The sequence below is a fragment of the Enterococcus casseliflavus genome, from assembly GCF_029215545.1.
GTDB lineage: Bacteria > Bacillota > Bacilli > Lactobacillales > Enterococcaceae > Enterococcus_D > Enterococcus_D casseliflavus.
The window spans coordinates 3,634,221-3,656,011 of record NZ_CP119393.1 but is presented as its reverse complement, the minus strand read 5'-3'; the positions used below and the strand labels follow the sequence as shown (position 1 = coordinate 3,656,011).

Here is a 21,791-nt window from a genome sequence, read left to right as displayed (position 1 = left end):
ACAAAAGCGATGAGGAGATGATGAACTTTGATTAATAATGTTGTACTAGTAGGAAGACTAACCAAAGATCCTGATTTACGTTACACTTCTAATGGCACTGGTGTCGCAACCTTTACCTTGGCGGTAAACCGCAATTTTACCAACCAAAGTGGAGAGCGCGAAGCTGATTTCATCAACTGTGTTATTTGGAGAAAACCAGCGGAAACATTAGCAAACTATGCACGCAAAGGAACTTTATTAGGGGTTACTGGACGTATTCAAACCCGTTCATACGACAACCAACAAGGCCAACGTGTTTATGTAACAGAAGTCGTTGCTGACAACTTCCAATTATTAGAGTCGCGGAATGCTTCCGAGCAAAGACGCACAACTGATAGCGGATCTGGCAGTAACAATACGTATAACTCAAACAGTTCTTCTGGATTTGGTAACAATAACTCAAATCAAACTCAATCCTCTCAACCATCAGGAATGCCTAATTTTGATCGAGACAACTCCGATCCATTCGGAAACTCATCAATCGACATTTCAGACGATGATTTACCATTCTAAGAAATTGATAGGAGGGAAATAGGATGGCACAACAAAGAAGAGGCGGACGCAAACGTCGTAAAGTAGACTACATTGCTGCAAACCATATTGAACATATCGATTATAAAGATATTGAATTACTAAAACGTTTCATTTCAGAACGCGGTAAAATCTTACCACGTCGTGTAACTGGTACTGGTGCGAAAAACCAACGCAAACTTACCATTGCAATCAAACGTGCGCGTATCATGGGATTACTTCCATTCGTAGGCGAAGAATAAATCGAATGATTTTTATTGACAAGTTTCTTTTGAAGCTTGTCAATTTTTTTATCCATCGAAGAGTAACTTGTTATTTTATATATAGATAGAATAACGAATGATAGAATTTTTTTCTGGTTGGTTCACCAAAAAAGTTTCACGTGGAACTTTTTTGCATCAATCGCCTATTTGATTGTTTTGTGGTAAAATAAGGAACAAAGCTTCAAAAAAATGGAATGATACATTGAGGGGTAAAAAAGATGGCAGCAATTGGGTTGATTTCAATTGATAATTACGATGATTTGATTGAGAAAAAAGACGACAAACAAGTTTCTTATTTGAACTCGCTGATCACGACATTGATTTCTGATTGGGCAAGTGAGAATCATGTTTTTTACAAACGAATCAATTCCGAGCGGTTTCTTTTCGTCGCGAAGTATTCAGATATTGAGCGGATGAAGGAAGAAAAATTCCAATTTTTGACTAGAGTACGGCAAGTTGCGGAAAAAAATGATCTGCCATTAACGATCAGTATGGGGATCTCCTATGGGGAAGAGTCTTTTGAAGAGATCGGGGAAGTGGCACAAAACAATCTCGACATTGCGTTAGTTCGCGGCGGTGATCAAGTCGTTTTAAAAGAAGCCAAAGAAGAAGCAAAACCGCAATTCTTTGGTGGCAATACAGACGGCACACCCAAGAGAACGCGTGTTCGTTCTCGTGCCATGAGTACGGCGTTGAGAAAGATTTTTGCTGAAAACCAGCGGATCTTTATCATGGGTCATCGTTACCCGGACATGGATGCTTTAGGTTCGGCTTTTGGGGTGGCTTACATGGCGATGATGAGCGACAAAGAATGCTACATCATTTTAAATCCAAAAGAGATCACCGCAGACATTCAGCGGGCATTGGAAGAATTGAAAAAATACCCCGAGCTGGAACGATTTGTGATCACTGGGGAAGAAGCAGTTAATTTATCAAATGAAGAAAGTGTGCTAGTGATGGTAGATTACCATAAGCCATCGATGTCGATCTCGCAAGCGGTCTATGATGAATTTGACAAAATCGCAGTGATCGATCACCATCGTCGCGGGGATGAGTTTCCCGATAAGCCACTCTTAACGTATATTGAATCTTCCGCGTCTTCGGCATCGGAACTGGTAGCAGAATTAATCCAGTATCGTGCTTCTCGCAGATCGCAAGTCCCGAAATTTATTACGACTTCTTTATTAGCGGGCATCTACGTGGATACGAAGAACTTCACGGTGCGAACCACTGGTCGGACCTTTGATATTGCTGGTTATTTGAAAAACCAAGGCGCAGATACGTCATTGGTTCAATACATGTTGAGTACGGATCTCGATTCCTATTTGATGATCAGTGAACTGGTTTCTCGCAGCCAGCATTTCCGAGAAGATATCGTGATTGCTGCAGCGGATGAAGATCGGGTGTACGATAGTGTCACCGTTGCGAAAGCGGCCGATACTCTGCTATCGATCAATGGGATCCATGCCGCATTTGTCATTACGAAACAACCAGGAGATTTGATCGGTATCAGTGCTAGAAGCACTGGTAAAGTCAATGTACAAACCTTGATGGAGGCATTAGGCGGCGGCGGACATTTTACCAACGCAGCCACGCAAATAAAGAACAGCAGCATTGGTGATGTAGAAAACCAGCTGCGAGCGGAATTAACGAAAAATGAACAATAACAAGGAGTGACCAAGATGAAAGTTATTTTCTTACAAAATGTCAAAGGCAAAGGCAAAAAAGGCGATATCAAGGAAGTCCCTAATGGCTACGCACAAAACTTTCTGATCAAAAACAACTTAGCCAAACCTGCCAACAATGAAAGCATGGCAGAATTAAAAGGCAAACAAAAAGCCAAAGAAAAACAAGACGCAGAAGTCTTAGCAGAAGCGAAAGAGTTAAAAGCACTTCTTGAAAAGGAAGAAACCGTTGTGAAAATCAATGCCAAAGCAGGGGAAGATGGCCGTTTGTTCGGTTCGATCCCATCAAAACAAATCGCAGATGCCTTGAACAAGCAATACAAAATCAAGATCGACAAACGCAAAATCGAATTGGATCAGCCGATCCGTGCATTAGGCTTTACGCAAGTACCTGTAAAATTGCACCCACAAGTAACGGCAACGATCAATGTTCATACCATCCAAGAATAAGCATTACTCCCAACAGTCACATGTTGGGGTTTTTTTCGGCAAACGTCCAAGCAATCTTGTACTTTGGATGGGAATCTTGTAGAATGAATGGACGAAGGAGCGAATGGCATGAATGAAGTTTGGCAAAATCAAGTTCCCCCACAAGATATTGAAGCGGAACAAGCGGTCCTAGGGGCAGTCTTTTTAGATGCCGATGCGATCATCGATGCAATGGAAGTAATCGCCCCAGAAGATTTTTATCGCCGCAGCCATCAAATAATTTTTCAAGCAATGATCCAGTTGAACGACCGTAGTGAATCGATCGACTTGATTACGTTGAAAGCAGAAATTGAAAAAAGCAACAGTCTTGAAGATGTTGGCGGCCTGACGTATCTGACTGAATTGAGTCAAGCTTCACCATCAGCAACAAGTATTGCTTATTATGCGAAGATCGTTGACGACAAAGCCACGTTACGCAATCTGATCCAAACAGCGAGCCGCATCGTAACCAAAGGCTTTGAACAAGATGAAGATGTACAGTCGATCATTGATCAAGCAGAAAAAAGTATTTTAGAAGTATCCGAAAAGCGCAATAGCAATGGCTTCCAATCGATAGCGGAAGTCTTGAATCGGACGATCGAAACGATCGATCAGTTGGCGCAAAATAACGAAGAAATCACCGGATTACCTACGGGTTATGCGGCTTTAGACAAAATGACGGCGGGGCTGCAAAAAGAAGAGCTGATTATTCTCGCTGCCCGCCCCGCGGTAGGGAAAACCGCATTTGCCTTGAATATCGCGCAAAATGTCGGAACGAAAACCGATCGTTCCGTAGCGATCTTTAGTCTGGAAATGGGGGCTGAATCATTGGTCAATCGGATGCTTTGTGCGGAAGGCTCGATTGAGGCCAGTCACTTGCGGACGGGGCAGCTCTCAGAAGAAGAGTGGCGGAATTTGATCGTTGCCATGGGCAGTCTTTCTAACGCCAATATCTATATCGATGATACCCCTGGGATCAAGATCTCTGAGATCCGGGCGCGTTGTCGGAAACTGGCGCAAGAAAAAGGCAATCTCGGCTTGATTTTGATCGACTACTTGCAGCTGATTGAAGGAACGGGTCGCGAAAACCGCCAACAAGAAGTCTCTGAGATCTCTCGCCAATTAAAGAAACTGGCGAAGGAATTAAAAGTGCCAGTGATCGCACTGTCTCAGCTTTCTCGGGGTGTGGAACAACGACAAGACAAGCGTCCTGTTTTAAGTGATATTCGGGAATCAGGATCGATTGAGCAGGATGCCGATATCGTTGCTTTCTTGTACCGAGATGACTACTACCGCAGCGAAGGCGACGATGACGATGAACCAGAAGAACAACAAAACAACAATGTGATCGAAGTCATTATCGAGAAAAACCGGAGTGGTGCCCGGGGGACCGTCGAACTTCTATTTATCAAAGAATACAATAAGTTCTCCTCGGTCTCGCCGCGAGAAGAGTTCGGGTAAGACACCAACGATGTGAGAAACCAAGGCTCCTGCTGCCGTCTGCATTGCGCTGATGGCAGCAGGGCTTTTTTTATGTGCCGACTTTATTCGTTTTTACGTGTATAAATAATTATTGAGAAGAAAATAGTTCGTTTTTTACCCCTGAAAAATGAGAATTTAAAACGATTATTCGATTTTAGATTGAAAGAGCTTGCGAATCTTGTTACAATACTTAGGGAATGCACTAATTAAAGAAAGAGGTCATTATATGTCATCTGTAGTAGTAGTAGGTACACAATGGGGCGATGAAGGTAAAGGAAAGATTACGGACTTTTTGAGTGAAAACGCGGAAGTCATTGCACGTTATCAAGGTGGAGACAATGCCGGCCATACGATTAAATTTGACGGTGTGACCTATAAACTGCATTTGATTCCTTCTGGGATCTTTTATGCAGATAAAATCAGTGTCATTGGAAACGGGGTCGTTGTGAACCCGAAATCATTAGTTAAAGAATTAGCATACTTGAAAGAAAACAATATAATAACAGAAAACTTAAAGATCTCTGATCGTGCTCATGTTATTTTACCTTACCATATCCATTTGGATCAGCTGCAAGAAGATGCCAAAGGTGACAACAAGATCGGTACGACGATCAAAGGGATTGGACCAGCCTATATGGATAAAGCTGCCAGAGTCGGCATTCGGATCGCTGATCTTTTAGACAAAGAAATTTTTGAAGAACGTCTGCGTATCAACTTAGAAGAAAAAAATCGTCAATTCGTGAAAATGTTTGACGCAGAGCCAATCGCCTTTGAAGACATTTTTGAAGAGTATTACGAATATGGCCAACAAATCAAAAAATATGTGACGGATACTTCGGTGATCCTTAACGATGCCTTAGATGAAGGCAAACGGGTTTTATTTGAAGGGGCACAAGGCGTGATGCTGGATATCGACCAAGGAACCTATCCTTTCGTGACATCATCCAACCCCGTTGCTGGGGGAGTCACTATTGGTAGTGGTGTGGGTCCTTCAAAAATCAACAAAGTCGTTGGTGTCTGCAAAGCTTACACCTCTCGGGTAGGAGATGGTCCTTTCCCAACGGAACTGTTTGATGAAACAGGTGAACAAATTCGTAAGATCGGTCGTGAATACGGAACAACGACAGGACGTCCTCGCCGTGTGGGCTGGTTTGATACCGTCGTGATGCGCCATTCAAAACGTGTTTCAGGGATCACGAACCTATCCCTTAACTCGATCGATGTCTTGAGCGGCTTAGAAACCGTGAAGATCTGTACGGCTTATGAACTAGACGGCGAATTGATCTATCATTACCCAGCAAGCTTGAAAGAGTTGAACCGCTGCAAACCAGTCTACGAAGAACTTCCTGGCTGGTCTGAAGACATTACTGGCTGCAAAACATTAGCAGATCTGCCAGAAAATGCACGCAATTACGTTCACCGCATCTCTGAATTAGTCGGTGTCCGCATTTCGACCTTCTCGGTAGGACCAGACCGCAGCCAAACCAACATCTTAGAAAGTGTTTGGGCGCAAATCTAATCTGACGCAAAAGCTTCAGAACAAGACGAAGAACTCCTGTGTCAAAAGCAGTCAACGATAAGTTTGGCTGCTTTTGATGAGAATTTCTTCTGTCTTGTTCTTTTTTTGCTATAATAGGGGGTAACGAGAGGGGTGAAACCATGTTTCAAATCATGACAGATTCCTGCTGTGATTTACCAGCAGCAAGATTAGCGGAGCTAGATGTTGCGTATATTCCGATGCTGATCGAATTAGACGGCAAAGAATATATCGATGATATGGGCAAAGAATTTGATACGGAATGGTTTTTAGGAAAACTAAAAGAACATGCGCAGCCGACAACTTCTCAAATCAATGTCGGACGTTATATGGAGTATTTTCGGCCGTATGTCGAAGCGGGCACACCGATCCTTTATTTAGGTTTTTCTTCAGGAATGAGCGGCTCATTCCAAAGTGCCGTCCAAGCCGTAGCCTTACTAAAAGAAGAATACAAAGAAGTTGCGATCACCTTGATCGATACGCGCTCTGCGAGTTTAGGCGAAGGCTTCTTAGTGGCTGAAGCAGCCCAACAAAAAGCCCAAGGACGTTCGTTGCTGGAAGTCAGCCAATGGGTAGAAGAAAACAAACTGCGTTTAGATTCATGGGTCACCGTCGACGATTTAAAACAATTGGAACGCGGCGGCAGAATCTCTAAAACAGCGGCAGCGATCGGCGGATTGCTGAACGTGAAACCAATCATTACCGTCGATACTGCGGGAAAATTACGCAGCGTTGATCGAGTGCGGGGACGCAACAAAGCGATCCAAAAAATCGTAGATCAAACCATCGCCAATCTTCACGAATCAAAAACCAATACGGTTTATTTTGCCAATGCTGGCGATGCCGAAGCGGCGGAGAAAGTCATCAAACGTTTGACCGAAAAAATTCCTGACATTATTATTCATCATTATCCATTAGGTCCAACGATCTCCAGTCATACCGGCTACGGCTGCTTGGCGCTGTTTTCATTCGGCAAAGCCCGTTTAGAACAAGCGTAACCTGCCAAAAATACCCGAAGCACCTAGGAAAAATAAAAGAAACGCTCCAGTTGCAGCCTTGGTGGCGGGCAACTGGAGCGTCCTTTTTTTCAAAAGCAGCTTATTGATTCATTTCTGCTACGCGTTTTTGGACATCTTTGTTTTCTAAGAATTCATCGTAGGTCGTTTCGGCACGATCCACCACGCCTTTGCTAGAGACCGCAATGATACGGTTCGCAAGGGTTTGAATAAATTGGTGGTCATGAGAAGCAAACAACAATGAGCCGGTGAAGGCCATCAAGCCATCGTTTAATGCGGTGATCGATTCTAAGTCCAAGTGATTGGTTGGATCATCCAATACCAATACGTTGGCTTTTGAAAGCATCATTTTCGACAACATGCAGCGAACTTTTTCGCCCCCGGAAAGAACGTTGACGGGTTTTAATACTTCGTCACCAGAGAACAACATGCGACCTAGGAAGCTGCGCAAGAAGGTATTGTCGTCTTCTTCTTTGCTTGCGTATTGACGCAACCAATCAACGATCGGGGTATCCGTATCAAATTCGCTGGTCGTATCTTTTGGCAAGTACGCATGCTGCGTGGTCACGCCCCAACGAACACTACCTGTATCAGGAGTGATTTCCCCCATGATGACTTTGAATAGCGTCGTGGTGGTGATATCGCTATTGGCAACAAAAGCGACTTTGTCGTCTTTGTTCAAGGTGAAAGAGATATTGTCTAAAATCTTTTTGCCGTCGATCGTCACACTGACATTGTCGACTTGCAGCAAGTCATTCCCGATTTCACGTTCTGGTTTAAAACCGACAAACGGGTAGCGGCGAGACGAAGGTTGAATATCATCAAGGGTGATTTTATCCAACATTTTTTTCCGAGATGTTGCTTGTTTGGATTTTGATGCATTGGCACTAAAGCGTGCGATAAAGTCTTGCAGTTCTTTGATCTGCTCTTCTTTTTTGGCATTTGATTGGGATTGTAATTTCGCAGCTAATTGGCTTGATTCCAACCAGAAATCATAGTTGCCGACAAACAATTTGATTTTGCCGAAGTCTAGATCGGCCATATGGGTACAAACTTTATTTAAGAAGTGGCGGTCATGGGAAACAACGATGACGGTGTTGTCAAAGTTGATCAGAAACTCTTCTAACCAGTTGATAGATTGGATATCCAATCCGTTGGTAGGCTCATCTAGGAGCAAGACGTCTGGCTTACCGAAAAGGGCTTGTGCCAGTAAGACTTTCACCCGTTGACCAGCAGTTAGATCTTTCATCAAGACATGATGCAATTCATCGGGAATGTTCAAGCCTTGCAAAAGAACAGCTGCTTCGGGCTCTGCTTCCCAGCCATCAAGTTCCGCAAATTCGCCTTCTAGTTCGGCGGCACGAATCCCATCTTCATCAGAAAAGTCTTCCTTCATGTAGATCGCGTCTTTTTCTTTCATCACTTCGTAGAGACGTTTATGGCCCATGATGACCGTTTCGATCACTGGAAACTCTTCGTAATCATAGTGGTTCTGCTTCAAGACAGCCATCCGTTCATCAGGACCTAAAGAAACATTCCCGGTTGAAGGTTGGATCTCACCAGATAAAATTTTTAAAAAAGTTGATTTACCAGCACCATTTGCACCAATCAAACCATAACAATTACCAGGCGTAAACTTAATATTAACATCATCAAACAGTTTGCGGTCTGAAAAATGCAAACTTACATCACTTACTGTAATCAATTCTTTTCCTCACTTTATATAAATTGACATGGAGTCTCCTAGCATTATAGCGATGAATGTTGAAACTTTCAAGTAAAGCCGAGGATTTCATCAGGAAAGGCTTAGGGCTGGTGAAAGAAAAATTTTGGCTGCTGCTGCCTTCCTAGTAGAACCTGACGGCTTCCTATGCTAGAGTATTGGTAGAATAGTTAGACAAAGGAGCAGACGAATGGTGGATTGGTTGGTTGGATTGTCGCCATGGCAGCAAGCGTTGGCGGGGACGATCTTTACGTATGGTATGACGGCGCTTGGGGCAGCGCTAGTCTTTTTCTTCAAAGAAATCAATAAAAATGTCCTGAATACGATGTTGGGGTTTGCCTCTGGCGTGATGATCGCTGCTAGTTTCTGGTCGTTATTAGATCCTGCGATCGCACGAGCCGAAGAAAATGGCGACATTCCGTGGCTTGTGGTCAGCATCGGGTTTGGTTTGGGTGGTTTGTTTCTATATGCAGCAGATAAGACGCTCCCGCATATGCATTTTGGTCCGAATCATGAAACAGAAGGTTTGCCCAGTCATTTGAAGCGAACGATCTTGCTGGTCTTTTCCATCACGCTACATAATATCCCAGAAGGCTTGGCGGTAGGGGTAGCGTTTGGGGCGGCGGCTAGTGCCGATGATCCGCGAGCAGCGATCTTAGCGGCGCTTTCGGTAGCGATCGGGATCGGGATCCAAAATTTTCCAGAAGGCGCAGCCGTTTCGATCCCCTTGCGCCAAGAAGGGTTAAGCCGAACCAAAGCCTTTATGTATGGGCAAGCGTCCGGGATCGTAGAACCGATCGCCGGTGTGATCGGAGCTTTGCTGGTAACGAGTATGTCCGCTGTCTTGCCGTATGCGTTGGCTTTTGCAGCGGGTGCTATGATCTATGTAGTGGTGGAAGAATTGATTCCAGAAGCGCAGCAAACCTTGTCTAGTCGCCGCCATTTTGCGGTCTTTGGCGTCATGCTAGGCTTTATCTTAATGATGGTTTTAGATGTAGCATTAGGCTGATCGATAAAAAAACACCTGACTTTCCAAAAGTCAGGTGTTTTTGATTTACTTGTAATTAACGATAATATTTTCTTGGCTTTTGGCGAATCGATGTTAACCAGCGAACGATCAAAACGGCTAGCAGCAAAGGAATCCCGAAACGGAAGACCAATCCGATCAACCCACCAATAATGCCTAATACAACGGATAAAACAAGGGATGCTGCGATTAAAACTGCCACGACAGTAACGATTCTTCCTAATAAACTTTCTGTATTCATTGTGACTCCTCCTAGACTTTTTTTCTTATCCCTAGCATAACAAGAAAGAAAAAGAAACACATCCAACTTAAGACGGAATAATTGCTCCGCCGTGCGCCATAGGTTTGTGATAAACTAAACATGAATGAATCATGAAAGGAGTCAAAAAGAATGAATGCAGAAATTCTCACGAGCCAAGTCATCACAGAAGGAGGGTGCAATGCCTGTTTGCCTTATGAACTCAATACCTTCACGCTGCAGCTGCCGGATGGTCGTAGTTTTTCGTTAGAAAACTTGGATGCTGCTGCATTGGTGATGCCAATTGCCCAGATCAATCAGTGGCAGACGCGCTTATTATTAGAAGAAGACGAAGGATTGATCTATCAAAAAGGAACGCAAGAAGTAATTTTCGTAGAGGGCAGCCGTCAGGATACGTTTTCCAGCAAAGGACAGACGATTTCTTGTCCGAAAAAGAGTTGCGAAGCTGACGTCTTTGCCACAACCAATCGAGTGCTGACAGAATTGTTTGGCATCGAACCGATTTCTTTCGTTCTGCGGGCTGCACAAGCATAAGAGGACGAAAAAAAGCCGCTTGCGCATGTACCGACCTTTCAAAGTTAGCTTTTTAGTCTAACTATTGGGAGTCATGACAGCAAGTGGCTGTTTTTTCGTATCGTTACTTACGGATCTGGCCTTCGCCATAAATAATGTATTTGGTAGAAGTCAGTGCTTCTAACCCCATTGGCCCACGGGCATGGAGTTTTTGCGTCGAGATGCCGATCTCGGCACCAAAGCCAAACATAAAGCCATCGGTGAAACGGGTCGAGGCATTGACGTAAACCGCCGCCGCATCAACTTCTTTCAAGAAGCGTTGGGAAGCGAAATAATCATCGGTGATGATCGCTTCGGAGTGCTTCGTATTGTAGCGATTGATGTGAGCAATGGCTTCTTCTAGCGAAGTCACCACTTTGATCGCTAAGATATAGTCTAAAAACTCGGTTGCCCAATCCTCTTCAGTGGCAAGCTGTGCATTGTTCAAAAACGCCAATGCTTTTTGATCCCCTCGCAATTCGACTTGATCGGCAAACTGCTTTTCTACCATAGGCAAAAACTCCGCTGCCACTGCTTCATGGACGAGGATCGTTTCGATGGCATTGCAGACAGAAGGGCGTTGCGTCTTTGCATTCGTGACGATCGCCAGTGCCATCGGCAGCTGGGCTGCTTGGTCGATGTAGATATGATTGTTGCCGGTGCCGGTTTCGATCACTGGCACCGTGGCGGTCTCTTTGACACGACGAATCAAGCCGGCGCCTCCACGGGGGATCAAAACATCCAAGTAATCTGTCAGCCGCATCAGCTCAGCCGCTGTTTCGTGGCTCGTGTCTTCGATAAACTGGATCGCATGGCGGGAGTGTCCATTGGCAGCTAAAGCCTCTTGTAAAATAGTCACGAGGACTTGATTGGAGTGGAAGGCTTCCTTTCCACCACGCAAAATCACGGCATTTCCTGATTTGAAACACAGACTAGCTGCGTCAGTGGTGACATTAGGGCGGGCTTCGTAGATGATGCCGATGACCCCTAAAGGCACTCGTTGTTGACCAATCAAAAGATCGTCAGCATTGCGCCACATTTTATCCACGGCACCGATTGGGTCGGGCAATTGGGCGACTTCTCGGATGCCGTTAGCCATCTCGGTGATCCGTTGTTCTGTCAGCAACAGACGATCTAGCATCGTCTGGCTGGTTCCTTTGGCTTTTGCGGCGGCTAGATCTTGTTGATTAGCAGCTAAAATCGTCTCGGCAGCTTTTTCTAAAGCATCGGCCATCGCTGCCAGTAGGTGGTTTTTTTCGCTGGCACTCAGCAAGCTTAATGTCTGGGCGCTTGCTTGAGCTTGTTGACCGATCGTTTGCAAGTTGCTCATTGCTCATCCTCCGTTCGTTGATAAAAGTGGGTGCCGACAGGTTCCCCTGCGAGCAAGTCAAAAATAATTTTCGGCTGCTTGCCGTTAGCCAGCAGCATGTGACTGTTCAAGTCTAAGATACGTTGGGCGGCTTTTAGTTTACTGGTCATACCGCCGGTTCCATAAGGACTGCCTTTTCCCGTAGCTTGTTCTAAAAGTTCTGGGGTGATTTCATTGATCTCGGAATACAAGACGGCATCAGGATCATTCAGCGGATTGGCGGAATAAAAGCCGTCGATATCAGAAAGCATGATCAAAAGCTCGGCTTTCGTCAACTGAGCGACGATCGCTGACAGTTGGTCATTGTCGCCGAATTTGGTGAGATGATCCAATTCATCCACTGCTACCGTGTCGTTTTCATTAATGATCGGGATGATCCCCATCGTAAGTAATTGCTCTAAGGTGTTGCTAACGTTTTGACGGCTTTGGGGAAATTCGATGATGTCTCTGGTCAGTAGGATCTGTGCAGTCTGCTGGCTATAGCTTTGAAAACGCTGGTTGTAGATCGTCATCAGTTCCGATTGGCCAACGGCGGCCACGGCTTGCTGCTGCGGGATCTCCACGGGTCGTTCTTTCAAATTCAACTTGTTCATGCCAACACCGATCGCACCAGAAGAAACTAAGATGATTTCTTTGCCTTGGTTTTGCAAAGCTGCTAAGACAAAGGCTAATTCATCGATGCCAGCTAGATTGATGGCACCATTGGGATAAATCAACGAGCTGGTGCCGATTTTTACAACGATTCGGTTTTTGTTTGAAAGATCTGCGCGCATATGCCACCGCCTATTTTTTGATATTTTTTCTATTGTACTCGCAAACGGGCGTTTCGTCATGTCCTTTTTTCTTTTTGGTCTATTTTTAAACGAAGAAATTGTAAAGACTTTTCGATAATTGTGTTTTCCATGAAGAAAATAGTTCTTCCTATGCTAAAATAGCTATATGTTTTATTATTGGAGGAACCCATGAAATTACGAGGATTTGAAATTATTACAGCATATAAAGAAAAAAGCATCACCTTGCCTCAACGTGCCACCCATCATGCGGCTGGTTACGACTTTGAAGCAGCGGAAGAAATCGTGGTGCCAAGCATTTGGAAAGCGGGCGTGATCGACGGGGTCAAAGCGCTTTTTGCGAAAGAGACCGCAAAACAGTTGAAGCCAACCTTGATTCCCACGGGGATCAAAGCCTATATGGGGGAAGACGAGTATTTGCAGCTGACAAATCGTTCCAGCAATCCTTTGAAACGTTTCTTAGTCTTGACGAATGGTGTCGGCGTCATCGACAGCGATTACTATGACAATCCAGATAATGAAGGGCATATCATGTTTCAGTTTACCAATTTCGGCCCCACAGATGTCGTCATTAAAAAAGGCGAACGGATCGGCCAAGGAATTTTCTTGCCGTTCTTAAAAGCTGATCAAGATACAACCACTGCCAGCCGAACCGGCGGCTTTGGCTCCTCGAATCAGTAAATCCTGCCTGGGGGTCTGTTTGATAGAAGTAGTGGAGGAGATCAATGGCAAAAAAAGCAAAAAGTCAATTTGTCTGTCAAAATTGTGGGTATAGTTCCCCTAAATATTTAGGGAAATGCCCCAATTGCGGCAGCTGGAATTCAATGGTGGAAGAAGTGATCCAAGAAACCGCCGATCGTCGAGTACGTACGACATTGACGGGGCAAAAGATGCAGCCGACGAAAATCGCCGATGTCGTACCGAAAAAAGAACCGCGGGTCCAAACGAAACTCGCTGAGTTGAATCGCGTCTTAGGCGGCGGCGTGGTCCCAGGCTCCTTGATTTTGATCGGTGGGGATCCAGGGATCGGAAAATCGACGCTGCTCTTGCAAGTTTCTCAGCAATTAGCAGCGATCGGCGGGACGGTTTTGTATGTGTCAGGAGAAGAAAGTGCCGAGCAGATCAAAATGCGGGCGCAGCGCTTAGGCGCCATCGACACAGAATTTTATCTCTATGGGGAAACGGACATGTCAGAGATCAGTAAAGCGATCGAAAACATCCGCCCAGATTATGTGATCATCGATTCGATCCAAACCATGACCCAACCGGATATCACCAGCGTGGCAGGCAGTGTCAGCCAAGTGCGAGAAACGACCGCAGAATTGCTGAAAATCGCCAAGACCAATGGCATCGCCATCTTTATCGTTGGCCATGTGACGAAGGAAGGCTCGATCGCAGGACCACGGATGTTGGAGCATATGGTGGATACCGTCTTGTATTTCGAAGGCGAAAAGCACCACAGCTTTCGAATTTTGCGGGCCGTAAAAAACCGCTTTGGGTCCACCAATGAGATCGGGATTTTTGAAATGGAAGAAGGCGGGTTGAAAGAAGTCGCCAATCCGTCACAAGTCTTTTTGGAAGAACGCTTAGAAGGCGCAACTGGATCGGCGATCGTAGTGGCAATGGAAGGCAGTCGGCCAATCTTGGTGGAGATCCAAGCACTGGTCACGCCAACGATGTTCGGCAATGCCAAACGCACGACGACGGGGCTAGACTTCAACCGCGTCTCGCTAATCATGGCGGTTTTAGAAAAACGGGCAGGCTTGCTGCTGCAAAATCAAGATGCCTACTTAAAAGCAGCCGGCGGGGTCAAATTAAATGAACCCGCGATCGATCTAGCGATCGCTGTTAGTATCGCGTCTAGCTACAAAGAAAAAGGCACCAGCCCGACGGAGTGTTTTATCGGTGAAATTGGCTTGACGGGTGAGATTCGCCGAGTCAACGCGATCGAGCAACGGGTCAAAGAGGTGCAAAAACTAGGTTTTACGAAAGTTTATTTGCCTAAAAATAATCTGACTGGCTGGCAGCCGCCCAAAGGCATCGAAGTCGAAGGCGTGTCTACCTTAGCCGAAACCTTGCGGAAAGTCTTCCGTTAAAGTGGAGTCAATGCAAGAGCAAGGGGCAATCGCCTCTCCTCTTGCCCTGACGCTGCTGGTTCATTTGGTTGAACCAACCGACCGACAGCCGCTGACTGGCGGAAGGAGCCTGTCTGGCAGCACGGATTTTTGAACAAAAGAAACTTACTGGAGTATGGAGGAACATGTATGCAGAAACGAGTCATTACCGCACTAATGGTACTTGCCGGAGCAAGTCTGGGGATCTCACTGATGCCTATCGCATGGCAAGCCATTGGGCAAACCCAAAATGAATGGCTGAATAATAACATCACTAATAGTTTGCTTGGAGCCCTTATTTTCTTTTTATTATCTTTACTATTAGCGAAATATATTGCAGCCGGTATTCGCAAAATTGAAGAAAAACTAAGTGAATTGAGCTTAACGTATCTCTTGTTTGGCGCAATTGGTTCGATCATCGGTCTGATGATCGGTGTGATCGTGTCGATTCCTTTTTACAATTGGGATATTCCTTTTATCAACGGGATCGCCCCAATCTTAGTGATGGTCCTGTTAGGGTATCTCGGTTTTCAGATCGGGACGACACGGATCGATGAATGGAAAAAAGTCTTTGCCCCGAAAAACAAAAAGGCAGAGCCCCAAGAGCAAGATGAACAGCAGATGCTGGAAAGAAAGATCGCGGACCACTTCCACAAATACAAAATTTTGGATACCAGCGTGATCATTGATGGTCGGATCTATGACATTGCTAAAACAGGCTTTTTAGAAGGCGTCTTGCTGATCCCGAATTTTGTCTTGTACGAATTGCAATACATCGCAGATTCTGGCGATAGTTTGAAACGGGTTCGGGGCCGCCGCGGCTTGGATATTTTGAATGCTTTGCAAAAAGAAGAAGGCATCGCAGTTGAGATGTATGAAGGCGATTTTGAAGACATTTCCGAAGTTGATAGCAAGCTGATCAAGTTAGCGAAGATGCTGGATGGTGTCGTCGTGACCAATGATTACAATCTAAACAAAGTTTCTGAATTTCAAAATGTGCCTGTCTTGAATATCAATGCGTTAGCCAATGCGGTCAAACCAGTGGTGATTCCAGGAGAAAGCATGCACGTCTTAGTGGTGAAAGCTGGCACGGAGCGCCAGCAAGGGGTCGCTTATCTAGATGACGGGACGATGGTCGTGGTGGAAGATGGCCAGCATTACATGAATGAACACATCGAAGTGATCGTCACCAGCGCCTTGCAAACGGCAGCTGGGCGGATGATTTTTGCCAAACCAGCCCATTCTGGTCGCGGCATCGACAACAAAGAAGGATCGAAATCAGAGAAATAATCCTAGGCAGCTGGCGTAAAATATGCCAGCTGCCTTTACTAATTGGGTTATTGATTGTACAATTCAACTTGAGGGTTCTGTTTTTTACGCGGGTCTTTCCCACTAAACTGAACAATAAGCCCCAAGCAGCTTGGCTGGCTTGGAAATCAGATGAAGGAAGAGGAAAACAATGACAAAAGTACGTGTACGTTACGCGCCAAGTCCAACAGGACATTTACACATCGGGAATGCTCGGACGGCTTTATTCAATTATTTGTTTGCTCGTCACAATGACGGTGAATTTATTATCCGAATCGAAGACACCGATCAAAAAAGAAACATTGAAGATGGTGAAAAAAGCCAGCTTGAAAACTTGCAATGGTTAGGAATGGATTGGGACGAATCACCTGAAAATCCAGGAGAATACGGTCCGTATCGTCAATCAGAACGCGGCGATATCTACCAACCACTGATCGATCAATTGCTTGCAAGCAATCGTGCGTATAAGTGTTATTGTACGGAAGAAGAACTGGAAGCCGAACGTGAAGGCCAAAGAGCTCGTGGCGAAATGCCCCATTATGCAGGGAAATGTGCCAACTTAACACCAGAAGAGCAAGCCGAAAAAGAAGCACAAGGCTTGAAACCAGTGATTCGTTTCCGTGTCTCTCGCAATACTGAATACAAATTCCACGACATGGTCAAAGGCGAGATCGTTTTTGAATCAGATAATGTCGGTGGCGATTTTGTCATCCAAAAACGTGACGGTATGCCGACTTACAACTTTGCAGTAGCAGTCGATGACCATCATATGAAAATCACCCATGTGCTGCGTGGAGATGACCACATCGCCAACACACCAAAACAGTTGATGATCTATGAAGCATTTGGCTGGCAAGCACCAGAATTCGGGCATATGACGTTGATCATCAATAGCGAAACCGGGAAAAAATTAAGCAAACGGGACGAATCGATTCTCCAATTCATCGAGCAATACCGTGAGTTGGGTTATCTACCAGACGCTATGTTCAACTTCATTGCACTTTTAGGCTGGTCACCAGTAGGGGAAGAAGAAATCTTCTCTCAAGAAGAATTGATCAAAATCTTTGATCCTGAACGGTTGAGCAAATCACCAGCTGCCTTCGATGCCAAGAAGTTGGAATGGGTCAATAACCAATACATGAAACAAATGGATCTGGATGAATTGACGGCAATGTGCGTCCCTTACTTGGTAAAAGCCGGTCGCATCGAAGAAACATTGACCGAAGAAAAAGCTGCCTGGTTGAAAAAAATCGTTTCCCTGTATCAACCGCAAATGAGTTTTGCGGCACAAATCGTCGACCTTTCGGAATTGTTCTTCGAAGAACACCCTGAATTAGATGATGCAGCCAAAGAAGTCTTAGCAGGAGAAACTGTACCGACGGTTTTGACAGCCTTTAAAGAAAAATTACAGGCGATGCCAGTCGTTGAGGCTGCGGCAGTCAAAGCAGCCATCAAAGAGATCCAAAAAGAAACAGGCATCAAAGGCAAGAATTTATTCATGCCGATCCGCGTGGCGGTCTCAGGCCAAACCCACGGACCAGAACTACCAGATACCGTTGAATTATTAGGGAAAGAAAAAGCCCTTGATCATTTGAATAACGTGTTATAAACACAGCGAATAGACGAAGTACTAGCCGATTTTTTTCAGAGAGACCACGGAAGGTGAGAGTGGTCAAAAAAGGCTAGGAAATGCACCTAGGAGTGGCTTTGGCGCAAGTCAAAGACGAAGCAGCGGACGTTACCCGCTTGAAGGCAGTGCCGAACTGCGAACAAAAGTGGGACCACGCAAAAAAGCGTCTTTTGAATAAGGAAACTTATTTGAAAGACGCTTTTTTCGTATCAAGAAGTTTGGATAAAGTAGGTGAGAAGATGACTTGGTTCAAAAAAGCAATTGCGGCAACAAAAAAACATGATCCATCGGTACGATCAACGTTGGAGATCATCATCACATACCCAGGATTTCATGCCTTGTTTTGGCATCGTTGGTCGCATTTTTTGTTTCAGCATCGCTGGTATTTTTTGGCAAAACTGACGGCCCAGTTTTGGCGTTTCTTGACTGGGATCGAGATTCATCCTGGTGCGCAGATCGGCCAAGGGGTCTTTATCGATCATGGGATGGGCGTCGTGATCGGGGAAACGGCGATCATTGAAGATGATGTCGTCTTGTTTCACGGGGTCACCTTAGGGGGAACCGGTAAAGAGCGGGGCAAGCGTCATCCCACGGTCAAAACCGGTGCGTTTCTCTCAGCCCATGCGCAGATCTTAGGCCCTGTCACGATCGGTGAGCGTGCAAAGATCGGCGCCAATGCAGTGGTTTTGAAGGATATCCCCGCAGAAGCAACTGCTGTCGGAATCCCAGCAAAGATCGTTCGAATCAAAGGAAAGAAGGTTACCCACGATGATTAAAATCTATAATACGCTGACACGAGAAAAAGAAGTGTTTCAGCCATTAGAAGAAAAAAAAGTAAAAATGTATGTTTGCGGACCCACCGTCTATAACTACATCCATATCGGGAATGGCCGCAGTACTGTGTCGTTTGATACCGTGCGCCGTTATTTTGAATACCGCGGCTATACAGTGGACTATTTGATGAATTTTACCGATGTCGATGATAAAATCATTCGTGCGGCAAAAGAATTAGGCACGACGGCCCCAGAAGTGGCAGAGCGTTTTATCAACGCCTTCAATGAAGATACCGCAGCGCTGAACGTCAAACCTGCTACGATGAATCCTCGTGTGATGGATCATATCGAAGACATCATTGCCTTTATTGCTGCTCTTGTAGAAAAAGGCTATGCCTATCCAGTCAATGGCGATGTTTATTACCGTACCCGTAAATTTGCTCACTATGGGCAATTAAGCGACCAATCCATCGATGAGCTGGAAGTCGGCGCAAGCCAGCGGACCGGTGAAGAACAAAAAATCAAGGAAGATCCGTTGGATTTTGCTTTGTGGAAAGCGGCAAAAGGCGATGAGATCGCTTGGGAATCTCCTTGGGGAGCCGGTCGTCCTGGCTGGCATATCGAATGCTCGGTGATGGCGACCAAACACCTAGGCGAGACCATCGATATTCATGGAGGCGGACAAGACTTGACCTTCCCGCATCATGAAAATGAGATCGCCCAAAGCGAGGCGAAAACTGGCAAGACCTTTGCCAACTATTGGATGCATAACGGCTATGTGACGATCGGTGAAGACGAAGAAAAAATGAGTAAGTCACTGGGCAACTTCGTCACGGTGCATGAGATGGTCAAAAAAGTTGATCCGCAGGTGCTGCGTTTCTTTTTGGCAACGACCCAATATCGCCGACCAATCAAATACAGTGAGACTACCTTGCATGAAGCACAAACCAACCTGCAAAAATTGCGGACGACCTATGAAAATGCCAAATTCCGCTTGAATAGCAGTCATTATCAAGCCAGCGATGAGGAAATCCATGCAGCGGTTCTGGAAGAATTTGAAGAACGTTTCGTCAAAGAAATGGACGACGATTTCAATGCGGCTAACGGGATCACTGTGGTCTATGAATTGGCGAAGTGGCTGAACTTAGCTAGCGAAGACCCAGAAACAGATTTGGCTTTATTAGCGGCTGGATTAGCCAAATTCAGCGAATGGCTGACGATTTTCGGGATTTATTTTGTATCCGAAGAATTGCTGGATGAAGAAATCGAACAGCTGATCAATGAACGGATCGCCGCCCGCAAAGCCAAAGATTTTGCCCGCAGCGACCAAATCCGTGATGAGTTGAAAGAACAAGGGATCATCTTAGAAGATACCCCGCAAGGAACCCGATGGAGACGAGAAGCATGAGAGATTATAAACAATTGAATGGTTTGGCATTGGCCTATGTGGGGGATGCGGTCTATGAAGTCTATATTCGCGATTATTTAGTCGCCCAAGGCCAAACCCGCCCGAACCAACTGCACCATATGGCGACCCACTATGTGTCGGCCAAAGCCCAAGCGGCATTGATCCAAAAGATGTTGGATGAAGAGATCCTGACCGAAGAAGAACATGATTTTTACCGCCGCGGCCGTAATAGTAAAAGCCATACGGGTGCCAAAAATGCCGATGTCACGACGTATCGTATCGCTACTGGCTTTGAATCGCTGATCGGGTATTTGCACCTCACGCAGCAAAAAGAACGCTTAAACGAGCTAATAGACTGGTGTATAAAGAAAGTAGGAGAAGAAGATGCGAGAAAAACCGCAAAGAAAGCGTCCAAATAAAAAAACAGCTGGCCGATCAGAAGCCAGACAAGAAAATAGACCGGATCGCCGCAAAGAAGCCGCTGGAGAAGCCATCGAAGATAATTTTGTCTTCGGCTATCATGCGGTTGCTGAAGCCTTGAAAGAAGGGCGAGGCAACAAGCTGTTTCTTTCCGAAGAAGCACGGGGAGAAAAAATTGATCGTTTGAAAGAAATGGCGCGGGAACAGGCAGTTCCGGTCAAATGGGTGCCAAAACAAAAGCTGGATACGATGAGTGACCAAGGGGTCCATCAAGGCATGATCTTGGCGATCACCCCTTATCAGTATTTGACCTTGGATGAATTGTTGGCCCAAACGAAAGAACAGCCGCTGTATCTGATTTTAGATAATCTAGAAGATCCCCATAATTTCGGCTCCATCATGCGAACCGCTGATGCCAGCGGCGTAGACGGGATCATCATTCCAAAACACCGTGCGGTGGGGATCACGCCGATCGTGGTGAAAACGTCGACCGGCGCAGTGGAACATATCCCTGTGGCCCGCGTGACCAACTTGACCCAAGCAGTCCAGCAGCTGAAAAAAGCTGGTTTTTGGATCTTCGGTACTGATATGAGTGGCAGTGATTACCGCACATGGAATGCCAAAGGGGCGGTCGGTTTGATCATCGGCAACGAAGGTCGCGGCATGGGGGAAGGTTTGAAAAAAGAAGTGGATCAAATGCTGACGATCCCAATGACCGGGCACGTGCAGAGCTTAAATGCCAGTGTGGCGGCAGGTTTGTTGATGTATCAGGCCTTTACTAGCCGAAATGGGGCGTCCCAATGAAAACCCCTTTGCTGATCGTTGATGGCTACAATATGATTGGCGCTTGGCCGGAGCTGGTTCTTTTGAAAAATCAGGACCGTTTAGAAGATGCCCGAGAAGCCTTACTGAATCGGCTGTCGAATTATGCAAAATATGAAGGGTTGAAAATCATCGTTGTTTTTGATGCTCAACTGGTGCCTGGTGTGACCCAAAGTTACACCAAATATCAGCTGGAAGTTATTTTTACCGAAGAAGGAGAGACCGCCGACAGCTACATCGAACGAATCGCTGGTGAATTAAACAATCGATTGACGCAAGTCACCGTCGCTACCAGCGATTTAGCCGAACAGTGGGTGATCTTCTCTCAAGGTGCTTTGCGAACTTCGGCACGGGAATTGTACAAAAGCGTGGAAAAAACGGAAAAAGACATCCACGAGCATCAAACCGACTTGCGATTTGAAAATTTCCGACGCAATTCCCCTTGGTCACCTGAACAATTAGCCGAACTTGAAAAGAAATTGCAAGACCTTAGTTAGGGACAAAGTTGGTCTGGTAAATTAGAAGATGTCCCAGCCATTTATGATACGCTCCTTTTGTAGCAAATGAAGCAAAA

23 protein-coding genes and 1 other annotated feature are annotated in these 21,791 nt (G+C 45.5%); of the genes, 19 read left to right on the top strand and 4 right to left on the bottom strand.

All coding sequences use genetic code 11. The features are described 5' to 3' along the window. Nucleotides 1-27: 27 nt before the first annotated feature. The 7 genes from ssb (at nt 28) to P0G38_RS17145 (ending at nt 7,003) form a co-directional block, all read left to right on the top strand. Nucleotides 28-552 (top strand): single-stranded DNA-binding protein, encoded by a 525-nt coding sequence (gene ssb / locus P0G38_RS17175; protein ID WP_005226365.1) that lies wholly within the window; start codon nt 28-30, stop codon nt 550-552. Between the two features lie 23 nt (nt 553-575). Next, nucleotides 576-812 carry a 30S ribosomal protein S18 gene (gene rpsR, locus P0G38_RS17170; protein WP_005226367.1) on the top strand — a complete coding sequence of 79 codons (237 nt, stop codon included), beginning with the start codon at nt 576-578 and terminating at the stop codon, nt 810-812. A gap of 239 nt (nt 813-1,051) precedes the next feature. Continuing rightward, nucleotides 1,052-2,500 carry a GGDEF domain-containing protein gene (locus P0G38_RS17165; RefSeq protein WP_015508681.1) on the top strand — a complete coding sequence of 483 codons (1,449 nt, stop codon included), beginning with the start codon at nt 1,052-1,054 and terminating at the stop codon, nt 2,498-2,500. Between the two features lie 15 nt (nt 2,501-2,515). Beyond that, nucleotides 2,516-2,968, top strand: coding sequence for a 50S ribosomal protein L9 (rplI, locus tag P0G38_RS17160; protein WP_275853465.1), 453 nt, complete (start codon nt 2,516-2,518; stop codon nt 2,966-2,968). Between the two features lie 108 nt (nt 2,969-3,076). Beyond that, nucleotides 3,077-4,447: a replicative DNA helicase gene (gene dnaB, locus P0G38_RS17155; protein ID WP_270289958.1), complete on the top strand. Its 1,371-nt coding sequence runs from the start codon at nt 3,077-3,079 to the stop codon at nt 4,445-4,447. Nucleotides 4,448-4,694: 247 nt separating this feature from the next. After that, nucleotides 4,695-5,987, top strand: a complete 1,293-nt coding sequence (locus P0G38_RS17150; RefSeq protein ID WP_005232916.1) for an adenylosuccinate synthase — start codon at nt 4,695-4,697, stop codon at nt 5,985-5,987. A gap of 140 nt (nt 5,988-6,127) precedes the next feature. Beyond that, entirely contained in the window at nt 6,128-7,003 is an 876-nt protein-coding gene (locus P0G38_RS17145; RefSeq protein ID WP_194185237.1) for a DegV family protein, read from the top strand. A gap of 100 nt (nt 7,004-7,103) precedes the next feature. Here P0G38_RS17145 and P0G38_RS17140 read toward each other — a convergent pair whose 3' ends face one another. Beyond that, the gene (locus tag P0G38_RS17140) at nt 7,104-8,726 is read right to left on the bottom strand and encodes an ABC-F family ATP-binding cassette domain-containing protein (protein WP_005226380.1); all 1,623 of its coding nucleotides are present in this window, start codon (nt 8,724-8,726) and stop codon (nt 7,104-7,106) included. 208 nt (nt 8,727-8,934) lie between these two features. Here P0G38_RS17140 and P0G38_RS17135 point away from each other — a divergent pair, with 208 nt between their 5' ends. Next, nucleotides 8,935-9,753: a ZIP family metal transporter gene (locus P0G38_RS17135; protein ID WP_016608938.1), complete on the top strand. Its 819-nt coding sequence runs from the start codon at nt 8,935-8,937 to the stop codon at nt 9,751-9,753. A 55-nt stretch (nt 9,754-9,808) separates the two neighbouring features. Here the strand turns inward: P0G38_RS17135 and P0G38_RS17130 are convergent, their stop codons facing one another. Then, a complete protein-coding gene (locus P0G38_RS17130) occupies nt 9,809-10,012 on the bottom strand; it encodes a hypothetical protein (RefSeq protein WP_010748476.1) in 204 nt (67 codons plus the stop codon). 150 nt (nt 10,013-10,162) lie between these two features. Between P0G38_RS17130 and P0G38_RS17125 the strand changes: the two genes are divergently transcribed. Then, the gene (locus tag P0G38_RS17125; RefSeq protein ID WP_010748477.1) at nt 10,163-10,564 is read left to right on the top strand and encodes a DUF4809 family protein; all 402 of its coding nucleotides are present in this window, start codon (nt 10,163-10,165) and stop codon (nt 10,562-10,564) included. Between the two features lie 103 nt (nt 10,565-10,667). Here P0G38_RS17125 and P0G38_RS17120 read toward each other — a convergent pair whose 3' ends face one another. Both P0G38_RS17120 and proB read right to left on the bottom strand, forming a co-directional pair. Then, complete coding sequence (locus P0G38_RS17120; protein WP_074934341.1) at nt 10,668-11,912, bottom strand: glutamate-5-semialdehyde dehydrogenase; 1,245 nt, start codon at nt 11,910-11,912, stop codon at nt 10,668-10,670. Continuing rightward, nucleotides 11,909-12,724, bottom strand: coding sequence for a glutamate 5-kinase (gene proB, locus P0G38_RS17115; RefSeq protein WP_008376761.1), 816 nt, complete (start codon nt 12,722-12,724; stop codon nt 11,909-11,911). The genes P0G38_RS17120 and proB overlap by 4 nt, the downstream gene beginning before the upstream one ends. Before the next feature lie 189 nt (nt 12,725-12,913). Here proB and P0G38_RS17110 point away from each other — a divergent pair, with 189 nt between their 5' ends. The 10 genes from P0G38_RS17110 (at nt 12,914) to P0G38_RS17065 (ending at nt 21,714) form a co-directional block, all read left to right on the top strand. Next, the gene (locus tag P0G38_RS17110; protein ID WP_010748479.1) at nt 12,914-13,423 is read left to right on the top strand and encodes a dCTP deaminase/dUTPase family protein; all 510 of its coding nucleotides are present in this window, start codon (nt 12,914-12,916) and stop codon (nt 13,421-13,423) included. A 44-nt stretch (nt 13,424-13,467) separates the two neighbouring features. Next, entirely contained in the window at nt 13,468-14,838 is a 1,371-nt protein-coding gene (radA, locus tag P0G38_RS17105; protein WP_005226394.1) for a DNA repair protein RadA, read from the top strand. Between the two features lies 1 nt (nt 14,839). Continuing rightward, nucleotides 14,840-14,971, top strand: a complete 132-nt coding sequence (locus P0G38_RS17100) for a hypothetical protein (protein WP_254907659.1) — start codon at nt 14,840-14,842, stop codon at nt 14,969-14,971. A gap of 35 nt (nt 14,972-15,006) precedes the next feature. Further along, nucleotides 15,007-16,146: a PIN/TRAM domain-containing protein gene (locus P0G38_RS17095; RefSeq protein ID WP_005226396.1), complete on the top strand. Its 1,140-nt coding sequence runs from the start codon at nt 15,007-15,009 to the stop codon at nt 16,144-16,146. A gap of 169 nt (nt 16,147-16,315) precedes the next feature. Beyond that, a complete protein-coding gene (gltX, locus tag P0G38_RS17090; protein WP_016608945.1) occupies nt 16,316-17,773 on the top strand; it encodes a glutamate--tRNA ligase in 1,458 nt (485 codons plus the stop codon). Then, nucleotides 17,770-17,968 (top strand) — a binding site (T-box leader). (Overlaps the previous gene by 4 nt.) Before the next feature lie 65 nt (nt 17,969-18,033). Then, the gene (gene epsC / locus P0G38_RS17085) at nt 18,034-18,570 is read left to right on the top strand and encodes a serine O-acetyltransferase EpsC (protein ID WP_026008130.1); all 537 of its coding nucleotides are present in this window, start codon (nt 18,034-18,036) and stop codon (nt 18,568-18,570) included. Further along, a complete protein-coding gene (gene cysS / locus P0G38_RS17080) occupies nt 18,563-19,975 on the top strand; it encodes a cysteine--tRNA ligase (RefSeq protein ID WP_016608947.1) in 1,413 nt (470 codons plus the stop codon). Before epsC ends, cysS begins: the two co-directional genes overlap by 8 nt. Beyond that, nucleotides 19,972-20,394 (top strand): Mini-ribonuclease 3, encoded by a 423-nt coding sequence (locus P0G38_RS17075; protein WP_275853451.1) that lies wholly within the window; start codon nt 19,972-19,974, stop codon nt 20,392-20,394. The genes cysS and P0G38_RS17075 overlap by 4 nt, the downstream gene beginning before the upstream one ends. Next, entirely contained in the window at nt 20,360-21,199 is an 840-nt protein-coding gene (gene rlmB, locus P0G38_RS17070) for a 23S rRNA (guanosine(2251)-2'-O)-methyltransferase RlmB (protein ID WP_081116706.1), read from the top strand. Before P0G38_RS17075 ends, rlmB begins: the two co-directional genes overlap by 35 nt. Beyond that, complete coding sequence (locus P0G38_RS17065; RefSeq protein ID WP_010748486.1) at nt 21,196-21,714, top strand: NYN domain-containing protein; 519 nt, start codon at nt 21,196-21,198, stop codon at nt 21,712-21,714. The genes rlmB and P0G38_RS17065 overlap by 4 nt, the downstream gene beginning before the upstream one ends. The last annotated feature ends 77 nt before the right edge of the window (nt 21,715-21,791 follow it).